The organism is Paraburkholderia tropica (genome assembly GCF_014171495.1).
GTDB lineage: Bacteria > Pseudomonadota > Gammaproteobacteria > Burkholderiales > Burkholderiaceae > Paraburkholderia > Paraburkholderia tropica.
In genome coordinates this window covers 773,941-789,732 of record NZ_CP049136.1, presented here as the reverse complement: position 1 = coordinate 789,732, position 15,792 = coordinate 773,941, and the positions used below count along the sequence as shown (strand labels likewise).

The following is a 15,792-nucleotide window of genomic DNA, read 5'->3' as shown; positions in this document are numbered from 1 at the left end:
CTCTTTCACCTCATGAAACAAGGATCGCCGATGCCTATAACGCTCGAAATCTGCGTGGACAGCGTGGACGGACTCGACGCCGCCGTCGCGGGCGGCGCCGATCGGATTGAATTGTGTTCGGCGCTCGATCTGGGGGGCCTCACGCCGACGCCCGGCCTGATCGCGGCGGCGGCGCACGCGCCGATTCCCGTCTACGCGATGATCCGGCCGCACGCGCGCTCGTTCGCGTGGTCGCCCGCCGACACGGAAGCCATGCTCGCCGATATCGACGCCATGCGCGCGGCCGGTCTCGCGGGCGTCGTGCTCGGCGCGGCGCGGGCCGATCGTCAGCTCGACGTGCAGATGCTGGCCGTCTTGTGCGAACGCGCGCGCGGGCTCGGTACCACGTTGCATCGCGTCTTCGATCTCGTGCCCGATCCGGCGCGCGCGCTCGAAGAAGCGGTGGCGCTGGGCTTCGAACGCATTCTGACCTCGGGCGGCGCCGCGCGCGCGGCCGATGGCATCGTCGCGCTGAACGCCCTCGTGCGGCACGCGGCGAACCGCATCGGCATCATGCCGGGCAGCGGCATCGACGCGCTCAACGTGGCGGGCATCGTGCGCGCGAGCGGCGCGACGCAGGTGCACGCGTCATGCCGCGCGGTGTTTGCGCACGGCGAGCACAAGGGCGTCGAACTTGGCTTCTTTCCGGAGCGCGGGAGTATGACGTCGGCGCGCGCGGTGATGGGCCTCAAGCACGCGATGGCGGCGCTCGCCTGAGCGGCGTGCTCAAGGCATGTTCAAGGCGCAAGCACGCGCGTTTCGATGCGCGCGAGACGCTTCAGATGGCGCGGCGCGGGCACGCTGTCCGCGCCGGAGAACAGCACGGGCGCGCCGTCCGCGGCGCTGAGCGGCTGGCCGCCGCATTCATAGGCGACGATGGCCTGCTCGCCCACCGGCGAGTTGAACAGCTCGTGCCACGTGAACGGCACGGCATAGCCGTCATGGCCGACGGCCAGAAAGATCATGCGCTTGAAGTCGCCGGGCGCTTCGTAGTGCAGGCCCGCGTGCTCGATCAACGCCGTCAGCAGCACGCCGCGATAAGGCTCGACCGTGCGGATGAACCGCTGCGTGGTGTAGCAACGCAGATCGAAGGGCGCGCACGTGACGCTCGGCATCGCGCGCAAGGCTGCGAGCGTGAGCGTTTGAGGCCGTACCACGCTGCCGGAGAGCGTGAGTACGACGTCTTCGTCGGCAGGATCGGTGCGATCGGTGTGATCGGTGTGATCGGTGTGATCGGTGGAAGTGGCCGCAGCGGCGTGGGGCGCGAGGTTCATCGTGGAGGCTCCGGGCCGCGCGGCGGCCTGACGGCGATCGACAGGGGATCGGCTGAAAATCGACCGGAAAAATCGACAAAGCGTCGATATAACTTCGCGTATATTACGATAGCCCGCGCCGCTGTATCAACGATCGGCCTGACATGTCGCGCATATTGCCGCGCTTATCTTGCGGCGGGGCTGAATCGCGCTGACCGCTCAGGCGATCGGTTTCGAGTCCGCGGTGGGATTGCCGAGATCGTCGGTCGGCAGATATTGCTGATCGAACGCGGCCACATAGAGCGCCCATTGCGGCGCGCCCACGTCGACGAGCAGCGCGCCGTCCTGCCAGATGTCGTTGTGATCGTTGCGGTCGTTGCCCGCGCGATGAATGAATTCGCCTTTCGATCCCTGATTCATGTGCACGTCGTGGACGCCGTTGCCTTCGCTGTAGAAGCGGCCATACACATAAACGTCGTAGCTGGATTGTTGCGCGCGCAACAAAAGACGCTGGAGCGTGGCGACCGGTTCGACGGCATCGGTGCCGTCCATCACGTCGCTGTTGCGCCATGCGCCGGTGTTGGCGAGAAAGTCGCTGCGCTGGAAATCGAGCGCGGGCAGCGCGTGCTGGCCCGTGAGATTCTGCTCGCCCGAGGCATCGGCTTGCAGCGTCTGCAACATGGCGTGGCGAAAATCGAAGAGCAGCTTGTATTTGAGCAGGTCGTCGGCGTCGGTGGTGCCGACATTGACCGCCACATCCCACTGCGCGCCGCCCACATCGAGGCCGAAATGCAGGTGATACTGCACTTCATGCGGCCGCTGCGTGGGCTTGAGTTGCGGCGCGGAAGTGATCTTGCCTTTTGCGAAACCGTAGGGAAGCGTCATCGTCTGCATCTCCGGGTGCATGGCGTTTCATCATAAGACAGACGCGTGACAGCCGTGCTGCACCGCGGCTTCGCGAAGGCGTCAGCGAGCTTTCATTTTTATTCGGCGCGCTGATTGGCCCATTGCGCGAGCGTGGCGACGGTGTTCATATTGCGCGCGGTGCCGTCGGCGGCAGCGGGCAGTTTGAGCTTCGAGCGGCCAATGCCGTCCGGATACTGCACGTAGATTTCGCGCTTGCCCGCGACGATGCTTTCCGCTTGCTGGCCGCGCGCCGTTTCGAGCAGGTTCGCGGGCGGCGCGGTGTCGAGAAAGATCGCGACAGTGCGATCGGGCGGCGCATCGGCGAAGGGATTGGCGGCGACGATGGCCGCCATCTCGGCGGCGTTGCGCAACAGCACGCCGACGGGTTTGCCCGCGTAAGCCTCGAGGCTCGCTTCGAGTTGCTTCTTCACGCTCGATGCGGCGATGCGGCTGTCGAACACGACATTGCCGCTGGCGATATAGGTGCGCACGTTGGCGAAACCGAGCGCTTCGCACATCGCGCGCAGTTCGGTCATGGCGAGTTTGCCGGTGCCGCCGACATTCACGGCGCGCAGCAGGGCGACATAGGTAGAGGTAGGCATCGCCTGATAATACTGCGAAGCGCCGGGCGCGCGCTGTGGGCGCGGGCGCGCACGGTATCATCGGCATTTCGCGAAGCGAACAGGCTCACAAAGACGCAATGAAAACGCTATTGATCGTCTATCACTCGATGACGGGCGGCACGCAGCAGATGGCCGAAGCGGCCGCGCGCGCGGCGCGTGCGCAGGCGGGCGTGAACGTGCGTCTGCAACGCGCCGACGCCAGCGTTCCAAACGATGTCCTGGCCGCCGACGGCTATCTGTTCGCGACGCCCGAGAATCTCGCATCGATGTCCGGGCTGATGAAGGACTTCTTCGATCGCTGCTATTACGCGGCACTCGACCGCGTAAGCGGGCGTCCTTATGCCGCGATGATCTGCGCGGGCAGCGACGGACAAAACGCGCTGCGCCAGATCGAACGCATCGCGACGGGCTGGCGGCTGAAAGCCGTGGCGCAAGGAATGATCGTGTGCACGCACGCGCAAACGCCGGAGCGCATTCTCGCGCCGAAGATCATCGGCCCCGACGATCTCGCGCGCTGCGCCGAACTCGGCGAAGGACTGGCGGCGGGACTCGCACTCGGCGTGTTCTGAGGCGATCGCGAAGGTCATCCGCGACGCGCAAAACGGCCCCGCAATTTAAGGGAAATTTGCAGAGATGGTCGGGTTTCGCGCATTGTTGTAAAGGATTGTCAGGTGTGAGAGCGGGGCGTCAACTGGGCGATAAGGTGGGCGTTTTGCGGGCGAGGGCCAATCGCTTGGTTGGTTCTCGATCCTTCTTAATCCCGTTTTATCGAGTCACACCATGAAGCGCATCCTGATCGCCAGCCTCGCCCTTTTCGTTTCCGCCGCTGCCTTCACGCAGACGGCATCCGCCGCGTCCGCCGGCCATCATCACAAGCACGCCCACAAGCACAGCGGCAAGCACCACGCCCGCCGCGACGTCGCCATGCAATCGCCCGCCGATCGCGCACAGCCGCTCGATCAGGCGCCGGCATTTCAGCACTAACGCCAACGTCATGGCCGCCTGAAGCGGCGCATTTCACAGCGGCGCAGGCTCCCGAACGGGACTTGCGCCGCTTGCGCATTCGACTGGCCGCGTGGCGGCCTCCGTCGAATCGACGCGCCGCCTGCATTGCCGATAAACATAGGATGACGAATCAATGAAATCGTGGCTGGGGTCGTTCATGGTCAGGCCGGGACGCGGCGCGGGGTGGGCAAGTGGTCTGGTAGCGACCGTGGCGGTGACCACGGCCGCGACGCTGTCCGGTTGTGCGTTCGACGGCGACTTCGAACGCGGCGGCGCGGCGTCCGCGTGCCATGGCGTGATCGCGGGCTACTACTGCGTGAAGCCCAACGACACCTTGCAGAGCGTGGCGTTCGCCTTCGGGCGCACTGCGCGCGACGTCGCGCAATGGAACAGCCTGGAGGAAAACGCGCCGCTGCATGCCGGGCAGACGCTGCGCATGGGGCCGCCGGACTGGCGTGCGTGGCATGACGGCGCGTCGGCTCAAGCGCAGCCGTCCGCGGGCGCGGTGTCGGCGAGCGCGAGCAGTCGCTTCGTGTGGCCCGTGAGCGGCGTGATCGTGCGCGAGTTCGGTGCCGATGGCGCACGCGGGATCGAGATCGCCGGTCATGCGGGCACGCCGATTCGCGCCGCCGCGCCCGGGCGCGTGGTGTATGCGGGCGACAGCATCAAGGCTTACGGGCTGATGGTGATCGTCAAGCACGAGAACGGCTATGTGACCGCGTACGGCAACAACCGCCGCCTGCTCGTCGCGGAAGGCGATCCGGTGCAGCAGGGCGCGTCCATCGCCGAAATGGGGGCACGCGCCGATGGTCAAGCGCTGCTCCAGTTCGAGATGCGCGAAGGCGGCAAGCCGGTCGACCCGCTCGCGCATCTGCCTGCCGGCTCGGGGCCGCTCACGCAGCCCTGACCGGGCGCACGCTGCACGCCTGCCAGGCGCGGGCGGAAGAACAATCAGACCCTCGGGAACACGTTGAAGAAGATCCAGTCTGCCGTGGCGCTCGGGCGCGCGCGGGGCCAAAACGCACCCGTCGCGCGGCGTTGGCGCGTCGCGCTGGTGCCGCTGCTTGTTGCGTTGATGGGCACGGCGCAGGCGCGCAAGCCCGCGCCGGTTTCGCCGATCAGGCATGAGACGCGCGAAGGGCACGCAGTCTCTGCGCAGAAGCACACGCGTGTCGCGTCGCACCACGCGGTATCCGGCCAGCATGTCGAGCGCATGCGGCACGCGCAGCGACGCTTTCAGACCGGCATCGCGTCGTGGTACGGACGCGAATTCCATGGCCATCGCACCGCGAACGGCGAACGTTTCGACATGTACGCATTGACTGCGGCGCATCGCACGCTGCCGTTCGGCTCGTTCGCGCGCGTGACGCTGCCCGCGACGGGGCGCTCCGTGGTCGTGCGCATCAACGATCGCGGGCCGTATGCGCGCGGTCGCGTGATCGACCTGTCGTTCGGCGCGGCGCGCGTGCTCGGTTATTCGGGCGCGGGGTCGGCGCGTGTGCGCATCGAGCCGGTGGCGGCGCGGGAAGCCGCGGCGCAATCCGGCGCGCGGCGCGCCAAACGTCCGGCGCGCCGCGCGAAGCCCGTGCCGCCGCCGAAGCGCTATCGCGTCGATCGCGTCGATCGCGCACGCTGACGCATTGCGCGCGGCTCAGCGACGTCCGCTTCGCCGCCGATGCGCGTCGGTCTGCTTCGCGATATAGGCGACATAGTCGGCCACGGCTTGCGCGGTCGGGTGTCCGGGCGTGGCGGCGCGCGGCATGGCCGAGCCCGGCGACTGCCCGCGCAGCCGCGCGCCGAACAGCGACGGATCCTCGATGGCGGGGACGTCGCTCGTGTCCTCGGCCATTTGCAGATCGAGTGCGTGCGCAATCGACGCGAATCCGCTGACCTGATTGAACGTGGGCGTGGCCACGCCGGCCAGCGGCGCGCGCGCCACGGCGGGGGCGGCGGCGTCGGCGGGCGAGGGCGCAGTGGCAGCGGCCGCGCCGGTTACGTTCAACCGCGCGGGCCCGTCGTCGCCGCTTGCCCGCGGGGCGGCAAGCAAGGCGCCGAGCCACGAAGGCGATGTCGCGTCGCGCTGCGTCAACGGCGCGCCAAGGCCGAACAGCTCGCGCACCGAGCGCACGATCGACGCATGGTCGAACGCCGTGTCCTGCGGCGCGCCCGCCGCGCGCGGAAACAGCGCGCTGCCCGTGCGTCCGCGCGGCGCCCACGGCGAAATCAGCAGCGCGGGCACGCGCACGCCCAGCCGGTCGAACGCGAACTCGCTGGGCACGGCGGCGCGATGGCTGTTCAGATCGGCGTCGCCCGGCGGCTCGGCGGCGGGCGGCGGCACGTGATCGAAAAAGCCGCCGTGTTCGTCCCACGTCACCAGCAGCGCGCTGCGCGCCCAGACGGCCGGCGCGTTGCGGATCGTCTCGTACACGTACTGGATGAAGCGCTCGCCCGAGGACATCGACCCGACCGGATGCTGCGAATTGCCATCGGCGAAATTCGCGCTCAGCAGTCCGTAGCTCGGCTCGATGAAGGTGTAGTCGATGTCGTAGCCGCTGCTGTCGTTGAGATCTTGCTGGAAGGCGTCGTCGGCGCTGCCGGGTCGGATCGTGCGGAAGGTGTCGCCGTGAAAGAAGCCGCCCACGAGGCCTTTGATGGCCAGCACCTGCGGAAAGGCGTCGGCGTGATAGACGCGCCAGCGCTTGCCGCTCGCGGCGAGGCGCGCGAACAGCGTGCCGTTCTGGAACGAAAAGCCGAGGCTGTCGATGGTTTCCGAGGCCGCGCTCGTCAGTCCGCCCGGACTGTTGGCGAGGCCGCCCGACGACGCCGCATGCGCGAAGAAGCGGTTGGGCCAGGTGGGTCCGGGCATCGACGAAAACCAGTTGTCGAACAGCACGAACTCGCGCGCGAGCTGGTCCACGACGGGCAGCGCGCCCGCGCCGAAGCCCTGCATCGCAACAGCCGCGTTCGGCCCGTTTGCGAAGCCGCTCATGGGCGGCGTGCCCGCGATCTGCGCGGCCACGTCGTCGAATTCGTGCGGCGGGTCGGTCGTGATGCGGTCGGGCGCACCCGCGGCGAAGCCCCACGAAGCGGGCGGCGGCGCGACGCCTTCGAGGCCCGCTAGCCCGAAGACGTGATCGAAGGAACGGTTCTCCATCATCAGGACGAACACGTGTGCGATGTCGGCCATGGACGTCTCCCGCTGAGGAAGAGGCCTAGCGTAGCACGGCTTTCGCGCGGTGCGACGCGGGCCGCGCGGCGCGGGAAATCGCGTCATGCGCGGTGAATCGACGGCGGCGATGAGGCAGCGCGATCGTCACGCAAACGTCCTCAGGCGAGGCTCGCGTCCGCGCGCGCGATGCGGTTGCGACCGGCGCGCTTGGCCGCGTAGAGCGCGGCGTCGGCGGCTTCGATGAGTGCGAGGGCGCCGGCGTTCGGCGTGTCGTCGACGGTGACGGGCAAGGGACTGCGGGTCGCGCAGCCCGCGCTTACCGTCACGTGGCCGTCCGGGCTCGGCGCGGCGATCGCGAGCCGCGCCACCGCCGCGCGGGCGCGTTCGGCGATGGTGCCCGCTTCGTCGGCGGGGGTATCGGGCAGGACCAGCGCAAACTCCTCGCCGCCGTAGCGCGCGACGAATTCGCCGGGCCGCCGCAGCGTGCTCGCGAGCGCGCCCGCCACCGCGCCGAGACAGGCGTCGCCGTGCAGATGGCCGTAGGCGTCGTTGTACTGCTTGAAGTGATCGACGTCGATCATCACCAGCGACAGCGGCCGGTCCGCGCGCGCCGCCTGCTCGACCTCGCGGCGGAACTGCTCGTCGAAATAGCTGCGGTTGTAGATGCGCGTGAGCGCATCGTGCGCCGAGCTGTGCACGAGCGAGGCGTGCTCCTGCGCGAGCCGCCGGTAGAGCGCGGTCACTTCCCAGACCAGCACGCACACCAGCACGCCCGGCGCGAACATGCTGAACACGCGCGCAAGGTACCAGCCCAGGGTGAAGCGTTCGACGCTCAGCGTGTTGAGCGCGACATCGACGAACGAGGCGAGCAGCGCCACCACGATCCACAGATCGAGCACGAGCCGCAGCCGCCCCTTGAGCAGCACGACCGCGATGGCCGCCAGATTCAGCACGCCGATGACGATGCCCACGGCGTGCGCCGCAAGCGGATTGCCCTGAACGCTCAACCCGCCTGGCGCGGCGACGTGCGCCACCGGCCACGGCTGCGCGAAATCGACCTGGATCACGAGGACGCCGAGCAGCGCTGCGAGCACGGCGGGACCGGCCACGAGCAGCCAGCCGCGCGCGCCGCCAAAGGTCGACGCCGTCGCCATCGACGATGTCACGGCGTTCGCGCGGTTGCGCACGCTTGCCGCGACGATCACGAAGACCGGGAAGCCCGCGTGCCAGAACACCCACATCCACGCGGCGCTGTGCGGCCCCGCGCCGAGCAGGCCGCTGCGCGTGAACACGCCAGGAAACATCAGGAGCTGGAGCGCGACGGCGATGGCCGTGAACGCGTAGGCGCCGCCGAGCGCGCCGAGCATCGGCAGGCGCGTGGCCGCGAAACGCCCGCCGAGCAGAAAGGCGGCGATGCCCGACGTGGTGAAGACGGTGAGCGCGCACATCGGCATGAAGGGCGCGACGGGCGGCAGCGCATCGCGCGCGCGGGGCGCGGCGAGGGCGAGCGCGAGCAGGATCGCGAGCGCGCAGAGCGCTGCGGCGATCGCCTGCCTGCGTGTTGCCGGTCCGATCAGCAAGCCGTCCATAGCGTATGGCCGATGTTGGATTGAGCGTCGATGACGACAGCCTCGCACAGGCGCTCGAACCGCCCATCGCCTGCTTGCCGTCCGCTTGAATTCGAGTCCTGCCTGTCCCCCGCACCGCCTCGGCTATTGTGCGCCGAAAGTGCGCCGAAAGTGCGTCGATAGCGCGCTGTCGTACGTGAACGCGATGCCCGTTCAGCGATGCATGCGGACCGTTTTGACACGCGCTCACGGCTTCAGCGGCGGTCTATTAATGTTGAGTTTCCTTAACGAGCGCGCTACATTGGGCGCGCGTTTCGGGGCGCGTGAATAGACAACGTTTGCGCGCCCGATCTCCGTAATTTCCATGTAAGGATTGCCGATGGTGCATCGCGCAGCGCGCGACAACCGCGACGCCGGGTACGGCCTGGCCGCCCGCGCGGGTCATGCGAAGCTGGCCGGCTGCGCAGCGGGACTCGTCGTCGTGTGGACCGGGCTCGCGCTTGCCGCCATGCTCGCGCCGCGTCTCATGATCGATGCGCGTGCGTGCGCGGTGCTGGCGAGTGCGTGTCTGAACCTGCTGCTCGCGGTGATCGGCACGCGTCTCGCCATGCAGCGTAGGCACGCGAGCACGCCGCTCTGGAAGACGCTGCTGCAACTCGCGCGTCTCGCGTTCCGGCATGACCGCTCGAAGGCCGCCGCCGCGCAGCACGAAGCCTCATCCGCCGACGATGAGCGCGCGCAGTGGCAAGCCTTGTTGCGCGCATTGCCGTGGCGGCCCGCCGTCGTGCCGTTTGGCGCGCTCGTGTCGATTGCGCTCGCGGTGTTCGCGTGGACGATGCCCGCGCCGGGTGCCGCGACGGTTTCCATTTCCGCCGATCTCTCCAATATGGCCGATGCGTCTGTTGCCGCGTCGGCCGGCTCGCACGCGCCGTTGCTCGTCGCGGGCGTGGCGGCGTTGCTGCTGGCGTTCGCGGCGCTGTACGCCGAACGCGTGCAGACGCATCGCGCTTCGCTAGCGGCGCAAGCGGCGCAAGCGTCACAAGCCGCACAGGATTCGCGCGAACCCGCTGCGCTGGCCGGCCTGCTGCGCGTGATCCTCGTCGCGTCGTTGAGCGCGGCGGCGGGCGCGGCCTGGTTCGCGCAGACGGGCGAGGCGCTGACCTGGCTCGTGCGTCTCGTCGCCGTGCTGAGCGGCCTCGTCGCTGTCGAGCTGGCGGCGCGTTCGGTGTGGGCCGCGTTCGTTGCGGGACCGGCGTCGTCATCGTCATCGGATACGGGGTTGCTGCACAGCGCGCTCGCGAATGCGCTGCGCGTCGAGGCGCGGCCCTTCGCGGCGCTGAGCGCGCAGTTGCGCATGCGTTACGGCATCGATCTGCGCCAGAACTGGGCGCTGCAAAGTTTCGTGCGCCTGCTGCCCGCCGCGATCGCGACCGTGGTCGTGCTCGGCTGGCTGCTGGGCGGCGTCGCCGTGCTCGGGCCGGATCAGCGCGCCGTGTACGAGCGCTTCGGCGCGCCGGTCGCCGTCTGGCAACCGGGCTTGCACGTCGGCTTGCCCTGGCCGTTCGGGCGCACGCGCGTGATCGACAACGGCGCGGTGCATCAACTGATCGTCTCGGGCAGCGCGAACGATGCGAGCCAGGCCGCGCCGCCCGTCGCCGCCGACGCCGCGCCGCCCGATCAGCTCAACCGCCTCTGGGACGTCGCGCATCCGTGGGAAACCACTCAGGTGATCGCGGGCACGAGCGGCGATCAGCAGGCCTTCCAGGTCGTGAGCGCCGATGTGCGCCTCGACTACCGCATCGCGCTCTCGGACGCGGCGGCGCGCGCGGCGCTCTATCGCGCCGTCGATATGGACGAAACCGTGCGCGCAATCGCGAACCGCGCCGTGGTGCGCTATCTCGCCTCGCGCACCTTGCAGTCGCTGATCGACACGCCGCAGACCGCGATGGCGAACACGCTGCGCGCGAGCGTGCAGGGCGAGCTGGACCGTCTCGCGAGCGGCATCGAAGTGATGGCGGTGGTGATCGAGAGCGTGCATCCGCCGGCGGGCGCGGCGGCGGCCTATCACGGCGTGCAGGCGGCGCAGATTCGCGCGCAGGCGAGCGTGGTGCAAGCGCGCGGCTTCGCGGCGGCCACGCTCGGCGGCGCGCAGCAGCAGGCGATCGAAGCGGTGGCGCAAGGCAGCGCCGATGCCGCCGACACGCTCGCCGCCGCCCGCGTGCAACAGATCGATTTCGACGCCGACGTGATCGCGCAAGGCCTCGGCGGCCCCGCGTTCGCGTTCGAGTATTACCTGCATCGCCTGCAAAAAGGCCTGCAAAACGCGAGCGTGACGATCATCGACGACCGCCTCGCGAGCGGCAACCGCGCGACCATCGACCTGCGCACGTTCACGCCGGCCACGGCGGCGGCGGGCGTGAGGCCGGCATGGTGAGCGGCGCGACATTGAGCGGGCATTCGACCGGATCAACCGGTTCAAACTTGAGCGAACCTTGAGCAAGGGTATTTGAACGTGGGCCACTATCACGCGCACGGCGATGCGCATTCACATCATCATCACGGTCATCACGGCCACGCGCACGGCGCGGCGGGCGCGCCCGCGCCGCGCCCGCGTTTCGTGCTGCGCGTGACGCTGGCCGCGCTCTGCGTGCTGATCGCGCTCGTGGTCGCGAGCTTCGTGCAGGTGCGCGAAGGCGAGGCCACGGTGGTCACGCGTTTCGGCGATCCCGTGCGCGTGTTGCTCAAGCCGGGCCTCGCGTGGCGCTGGCCCGCGCCGATCGAAGCGGCGGTGCCCGTCGATCTGCGTCTGCATACGACGTCGAGCGGCTTGCAGGACGTGGGCACGCGCGACGGTCTGCGCATCATCGTGCAGGCGTACGTGGCGTGGCGCGTGCCGGAGAACGCGAACGACATCGGCCGCTTCGTGCGCGCGGTGCGCAACGAGCCCGACGAAGCGGCGCGGCAGATCCGCTCGCTGGTGGGCTCCGCGTTGCAGACGACGTCGGCGGGTTTCGATCTCGCCTCGCTGGTGAATACCGATCCCACGCAGGTTCATATCCCCGAATTCGAGGAGCAGCTGCGCCGTCAGGTCGATGCGCAGGTGTACACCGCGTATGGCGTGCACGTCACGCAGGTCGGGCTGGAGAAGCTCACGCTGCCCGCCGTGACGCTCGCGGCGACCGTCGAGCGCATGCGCGCCGAGCGCGAGACCGTGGCCGCGCAGCGCACGGCGCAAGGCGCGCGCGAAGCGGCACAGATCCGCTCCGACGCCGACCGCGACGCGCGCGTGCTGATCGCCGACGCCAACGTGAAGGCCGCCGAACTCGAAGCGCAATCGCGCAAGGACGCGGCCGCGATCTACGGCAAGAGCTACGCCGCCGATCCGCAGCTTTATACGATGCTGCGCTCGCTCGACACGCTCGGGTCGGTCGTCAATACGAACACGAATCTGATTCTGCGCACCGACGCCGCGCCGTTCCGCGCGCTCGTGCAAGGGCCGCCGGGACTGGGCGGCGCGAGCACGACCTTCACGGCGCCGCCGACGCACGCGAGCGCCAAAGCCGCTGGAAAGGCCCGATGAGCACACGCGACGACTTCCCCGCGCTCGGACCCGGCGCCCAGGCCGTGCGCCTGGCGTTCTGGTTCGTCGCCGTGCTGGCGGTGCTGGCCGCGCTCGCGTGGGCGACCTCGAACGTGCGCCGCATTCCGGCGGACAGCAGCGCGGTGGTCACGCGTTTCGGCGCGTTCGCGCGCAGCCAGGGCGCGGGCCTGCTCGTGGCGTGGCCACGTCCGTTCGAGAGCGTGCTGCTCGTGCCGGGCAGCGAGCGCGTGCTGGAGCGGCGCATCGTGTCGCTGTCGCGCGATCCGCGCGCGAGCGCCACGCCCGGCCTCGACAGCGACGCGCTCGCCGGTTCGGGCTACGTGCTGACCGGCGACAGCGGCGTGGTGCAGGTGAGCGCGACGCTGTTCTATCGCGTCGCCGATCCCTACGCCTACGCGCTGCAACTCGATCATCTCGACGACGCGCTCGAACGCATCGTCAGCGCGGCGGTCGTGGAGACGACGGCGCAGCGCGACCTCGACGCGATTCTCGTCGCGCGCCCCGAAATGGTGGCCGCCGATCAACAGATGGCCGTGCGCCGCGAACAGTTGCGCGGCGATCTCGCGCGCGCGATCCAGCGTCATCTCGATGCGCTCGCGGCCGCGCATGCGAGCCTCGGCATCGAAGTCGCGCGCGTGGACGTGCAGGCGTCGTTTCCGGGCTCGGCGATCGATGCGTTCAATGCGGTGCTGACGTCGATGCAGAACGCCGAACGCGATGTCGCGAAGGCGCGCACGATCGCGGAGAAAACGCGCCAGGGCGCGCAGCAGAACGCCGACCGCATCGTGCAGGATGCGCAGGCGAGCGCCGCCGAACGCGTGGCGACGGCGCAATCCGAAACCTCGACGATCGCGCAGCTCGAAGCGGCGCTCGCGCAGGATCACGATCCGGGGCTGGTGGCGCGTGCGTATCGCGAGCGCGTGCAGGCCGTGCTGGCCAGGGCCGCGCGCGTGACGACGCTCGATCCGAACGACGCGTCGAGCCTCGTATTGCCGGGACGCGCGCCATGACGATGAATACGCAAACGGAAGCGCTCGAACGCGAAGAAGCGAGCCTCGACCCGTACGCGGCGCCTCACCATACGCACGAAGCCCACGCCGATCACCTCGCGCCCGGCCTCGCGATGTCCGCCGAGGAGCGCCGCGCGATCACGCGCCACACGCTGCTCGCGCTGATCTCGGGCGGTTTGCTGCTGCTCTCGCTCGCGTGGCCGCATCTCGTTCAGGGCGATACGACGCTCGCGCAATTGCTCGCGGCGGCCGCTTCGATCGTCGTCGCGCCGCCGGTGTTCGCAGGTGCGTGGCACAGCCTCAAGTCGCCAAGTCTGCACGGCGTGACAGACCGCCTGATCGCGCTCGCGATGCTGGGCGCGTGGGCCGTCGGCGACATGACGACCGCCGCGCTGCTGCCCATCGTGATGACCTTCGGCCACGCGCTCGAAGAACGCAGCGTGCTCGGCTCGCAGGAAGCGATCCGCGCGCTCGGACGGCTTACCTCGGGCATCGTGCGGCGCGTGAGCGCGACGGGCGCCATCGAGGAAGTCGCGTACGACGCGCTGCGTCCCGGCGATCTCGTCGACGTGCTGCCGGGCGCACGCATTCCCGCCGACGGGTGCGTGCGCGAAGGCCGGTCGAGCGTCGACAACGGCCCGATCACCGGCGAGTCGCTGCCGCAGGACGCCGCCGAAGGCGCGAGCGTCTACGGCGGCGCGATCAATCTCGACGGACCGCTGCGCGTGGAGGTCACGCAGGTGGGCGAGGCGTCGACGCTCGGCAAGGTCGTCGAGTTGATGCAGCGCGCGGAAGCCGCGAAGCCGCCCATCACGCAGGCGCTCGAACGCTATATGGATGCATATCTCGCGCTCGTGTTGCTGATCGCGGCGATTGTCTGGTTCGTGAGCGCGAACGCGTCGGCGATGCTCGCGGTGATCGTCGCGGCTTGCCCGTGCGCGCTCGTGCTGGCCGCCCCGGCGACGGCCATTGCGGGCATCGCGGCGGGCGCGCGGCGCGGCATGCTGTTTCGCAACGCGGCTTTTCTCGACAAGATCGCCGAGATCGATTCGCTCGTGATCGACAAGACCGGCACGCTCACGCACGGCGAGCTGCGCGTCACGCAGATCGCGTGGCAGCCTGGCGTGAATGAAGCGCGGGCGCGCGCGCTGGCCGTGCGGCTCGCGCAAGGCAGCGCGCATCCGGTGTGTCGCGCGCTGGTGCGCGACGGTCTGAATGCGGAAGCCGAAGCGCAGGCGCAGGACGTGCACGATCTGCGCGAGCTTCGCGGCCTCGGCGTGCACGCGAACACGCGCAACGGCGAAGCCGTATTGGGCCGCGACGAACTGCTCGCGCAATACGTGGATGCGCTGCCGTCCGCGCCCGCTGAATTCGACGGCCCGCGCGCGGGTATCGTGCAAAACGGCAAGCTGCTCGCGTGGTTCGGTTTCGCGGATACCTTGCGCGCCGAGGCGCGCGAGGCGCTCGCCGATCTGCGCGCGCTCGGCATCGCACGCGAAGCGCTCGTGACCGGCGACCGCGCGGACGTAGCGCACAAGCTGGCGGCGCAGGTCGGCATCGCGACTGTGGTGGCGCAGGCGCTGCCGCACGACAAGCTCGATTACGTGCTGCGCGAGATCGACGCGGGGCATCATCCGCTCGTGGTCGGCGACGGCCTGAACGACGTGCTCGCGATCAAGGCGGGCTCGACGAGCGTGGCGATGGGCGAGCGCGGCACCGACATCGCCGTGGCGTCCGCCGACGTGGTGTTGCTCGCCGACGATCTGCGCCGCCTGCCCGACTGCATCCGGCTGGGCCGCCGCTGTCGCCGCATCGCCACGGCCAACGCCGCGATCGGCTTGACGTGGACGGTGGCCGTGATCGCGCTGGCGGCGCTGGGCGCATTGGGTGCGGTGGCGACGGCGATCCTGCATAACGTAGGCACGTTCGTCGTGATCGCGAACGCGGGCCGCCTGCTGCGCCGCGAGGACCACGAACAGCACGCTACCTCGCGCCGAACGCCAACACACGAACCATCATGAACGACACGTCTTCCCATTCAACGCCGACGCTGACGGGCGACATCGTCGAACTGCGTCCTCTGCGCGCGGATGACGCGAGTGCCCTGATCGATGCCGCCGCCGACGGCCAACTCTGGAATCTCAAAGTGACCTTGGTGCCGGGACCGGGCACCGCCGACGCCTATATCGACAAGGCGCTTGAAGGCGAGCGCGCAGGCACCGTCATGCCGTTCGCGATCGTGCAGCGCGCGACGGGGCGTGTGATTGGCAGCACGCGCTTCTGGAAACTCGACCGCGCGAATCGCAAACTCGAAATCGGCCATACGTGGCTCTCGGCGTCGATGCAACGCTCGGCGGCGAATACCGAGGCGAAATATCTGCTGCTGACTTATGCGTTCGACACGTTGCAGTGTGTGCGCGTGCAATTCACCACCGACGAATTGAACGAGAAATCGCGCGCGGCTATTTTGCGCATCGGCGCGAAACAGGAAGGCATCGTACGCCACGAACGCATCATGCCCGATGGACGCAAACGCAATTCCGTGCGCTTTTCCATCATCGACGACGAATGGCCGGACGTGCGGGCGAATCTCAAAGCGCGTTTGAAGTCGCGTTAAT

At 69.0% G+C, this 15,792-nt stretch carries 15 protein-coding genes; 10 read left to right on the top strand and 5 right to left on the bottom strand.

Going from position 1 to position 15,792, the window contains the following annotated elements; all coding sequences use genetic code 11:
* Window positions 1-30: 30 nt before the first annotated feature.
* Window positions 31-756, top strand: a complete 726-nt coding sequence (locus G5S35_RS27065) for a copper homeostasis protein CutC (protein WP_065061557.1) — start codon at window positions 31-33, stop codon at window positions 754-756.
* A 20-nt stretch (window positions 757-776) separates the two neighbouring features.
* Here the strand turns inward: G5S35_RS27065 and G5S35_RS27060 are convergent, their stop codons facing one another.
* The 3 genes from G5S35_RS27060 to G5S35_RS27050 all read right to left on the bottom strand — a co-directional run bounded on the left by G5S35_RS27060 (window position 777) and on the right by G5S35_RS27050 (window position 2,800).
* Entirely contained in the window at window positions 777-1,313 is a 537-nt protein-coding gene (locus G5S35_RS27060; RefSeq protein ID WP_183040000.1) for a molybdopterin-dependent oxidoreductase, read from the bottom strand.
* 198 nt (window positions 1,314-1,511) lie between these two features.
* On the bottom strand, window positions 1,512-2,177 hold the full coding sequence (locus G5S35_RS27055) for a DUF2278 family protein (RefSeq protein WP_065061559.1): 666 nt from the start codon (window positions 2,175-2,177) through the stop codon (window positions 1,512-1,514).
* 98 nt (window positions 2,178-2,275) lie between these two features.
* A complete protein-coding gene (locus G5S35_RS27050; protein ID WP_183039999.1) occupies window positions 2,276-2,800 on the bottom strand; it encodes a DUF1697 domain-containing protein in 525 nt (174 codons plus the stop codon).
* A gap of 98 nt (window positions 2,801-2,898) precedes the next feature.
* On the opposite strand from G5S35_RS27050, the gene G5S35_RS27045 reads away from it, so the two are divergent.
* The 4 genes from G5S35_RS27045 to G5S35_RS27030 all read left to right on the top strand — a co-directional run bounded on the left by G5S35_RS27045 (window position 2,899) and on the right by G5S35_RS27030 (window position 5,462).
* A complete protein-coding gene (locus G5S35_RS27045) occupies window positions 2,899-3,390 on the top strand; it encodes a flavodoxin family protein (RefSeq protein ID WP_183039998.1) in 492 nt (163 codons plus the stop codon).
* A gap of 211 nt (window positions 3,391-3,601) precedes the next feature.
* The gene (locus tag G5S35_RS27040; RefSeq protein WP_183039997.1) at window positions 3,602-3,805 is read left to right on the top strand and encodes a hypothetical protein; all 204 of its coding nucleotides are present in this window, start codon (window positions 3,602-3,604) and stop codon (window positions 3,803-3,805) included.
* Between the two features lie 154 nt (window positions 3,806-3,959).
* A complete protein-coding gene (locus tag G5S35_RS27035) occupies window positions 3,960-4,733 on the top strand; it encodes a peptidoglycan DD-metalloendopeptidase family protein (RefSeq protein WP_237181743.1) in 774 nt (257 codons plus the stop codon).
* Between the two features lie 63 nt (window positions 4,734-4,796).
* Window positions 4,797-5,462: a septal ring lytic transglycosylase RlpA family protein gene (locus tag G5S35_RS27030; RefSeq protein WP_237181741.1), complete on the top strand. Its 666-nt coding sequence runs from the start codon at window positions 4,797-4,799 to the stop codon at window positions 5,460-5,462.
* 15 nt (window positions 5,463-5,477) lie between these two features.
* On the opposite strand, the gene G5S35_RS27025 is transcribed toward G5S35_RS27030, so the two are convergent.
* Window positions 5,478-7,013 (bottom strand): alkaline phosphatase family protein, encoded by a 1,536-nt coding sequence (locus G5S35_RS27025; RefSeq protein ID WP_183039996.1) that lies wholly within the window; start codon window positions 7,011-7,013, stop codon window positions 5,478-5,480.
* Between the two features lie 140 nt (window positions 7,014-7,153).
* Window positions 7,154-8,584 carry a sensor domain-containing diguanylate cyclase gene (locus G5S35_RS27020; RefSeq protein WP_183039995.1) on the bottom strand — a complete coding sequence of 477 codons (1,431 nt, stop codon included), beginning with the start codon at window positions 8,582-8,584 and terminating at the stop codon, window positions 7,154-7,156.
* A 358-nt stretch (window positions 8,585-8,942) separates the two neighbouring features.
* Between G5S35_RS27020 and G5S35_RS27015 the strand changes: the two genes are divergently transcribed.
* The 5 genes from G5S35_RS27015 (at window position 8,943) to G5S35_RS26995 (ending at window position 15,791) form a co-directional block, all read left to right on the top strand.
* The gene (locus G5S35_RS27015; RefSeq protein WP_237181739.1) at window positions 8,943-10,997 is read left to right on the top strand and encodes an SPFH domain-containing protein; all 2,055 of its coding nucleotides are present in this window, start codon (window positions 8,943-8,945) and stop codon (window positions 10,995-10,997) included.
* Between the two features lie 78 nt (window positions 10,998-11,075).
* A complete protein-coding gene (hflC, locus tag G5S35_RS27010) occupies window positions 11,076-12,143 on the top strand; it encodes a protease modulator HflC (RefSeq protein WP_124263345.1) in 1,068 nt (355 codons plus the stop codon).
* Window positions 12,140-13,174: a protease modulator HflK gene (hflK, locus tag G5S35_RS27005; RefSeq protein WP_183039994.1), complete on the top strand. Its 1,035-nt coding sequence runs from the start codon at window positions 12,140-12,142 to the stop codon at window positions 13,172-13,174. Before hflC ends, hflK begins: the two co-directional genes overlap by 4 nt.
* On the top strand, window positions 13,171-15,195 hold the full coding sequence (locus G5S35_RS27000) for a heavy metal translocating P-type ATPase (RefSeq protein WP_237181737.1): 2,025 nt from the start codon (window positions 13,171-13,173) through the stop codon (window positions 15,193-15,195). The genes hflK and G5S35_RS27000 overlap by 4 nt, the downstream gene beginning before the upstream one ends.
* Window positions 15,192-15,791: a GNAT family N-acetyltransferase gene (locus G5S35_RS26995; RefSeq protein ID WP_074981866.1), complete on the top strand. Its 600-nt coding sequence runs from the start codon at window positions 15,192-15,194 to the stop codon at window positions 15,789-15,791. Before G5S35_RS27000 ends, G5S35_RS26995 begins: the two co-directional genes overlap by 4 nt.
* Window position 15,792: the final 1 nt, after the last annotated feature.